The sequence below is a fragment of the Burkholderia sp. Bp9004 genome (assembly GCF_003858025.1).
In the GTDB taxonomy this organism is placed as follows: domain Bacteria; phylum Pseudomonadota; class Gammaproteobacteria; order Burkholderiales; family Burkholderiaceae; genus Burkholderia; species Burkholderia diffusa.
Map to the genome: position 1 here is coordinate 1 of NZ_QTQD01000087.1, position 738 is coordinate 738.

A 738-nucleotide genomic window follows, 5' to 3' on the forward strand; every position below is an offset into this window, starting at 1 on the left:
CGACTGGCCCGTGAGCGCGGCGCTCGGGAACGCCGACAGGAACAGCACCGTCTGCGCGACGTCCTGCACCGTCGTGAACACGCCGTCGACCGTGTTGCCGAGCATCACCTTCTTCACCACTTCCTCTTCGCTGATCCCGAGCTCCTTCGCCTGCTCCGGAATCTGCTTGTCGACCAGCGGTGTACGCACGAAGCCCGGACACACGACGTGCGAGCGCACGTTGTGCTTCGCGCCTTCCTTCGCCAGCACGCGCGCGAGACCGAGCAGCCCGTGCTTGGCCGTCACGTACGCCGACTTCAGCGGCGACGCTTCGTGCGAGTGCACCGAGCCCATGTAGATCACGACGCCGCCGCGATCGTCCTTGTACATGTGCTTGAGCGCGGCCTTGGTCGTCAGGAACGCGCCGTCGACGTGGATCGCCTGCATCTTCTTCCAGTCGGCGAACGAATAGTTTTCGATCGGGTTGACGATCTGGATGCCCGCGTTCGACACGAGGATGTCGACCGAGCCGAACGTTTCGGCCACCTTGTCGATACCGCTGTTGACCGCTTCCTCGCTGGTCACGTCCATCGCGACGCCGATCGCCTTGCCGCCTGCCTTGTTGATCTCGTCGGCGACCGCATTTGCGCCGTCCTGGTTCAGGTCGGCGATCGCGACCGCTGCGCCCGCCTTCGCGAGCTCGAGTGCGATTTCCTTGCCGATGCCGCTTGCGGCGCCCGTGACGACTGCGGTCTTGCC

General features: G+C 65.0%; 1 protein-coding gene. It reads right to left on the reverse strand.

Translation table 11 applies throughout. From position 1 onward, the window contains the following. Positions 1–738: 3-hydroxybutyrate dehydrogenase (locus DIE08_RS35270; protein ID WP_059817505.1), on the reverse strand; the 738-nt coding region annotated here is incomplete at both ends.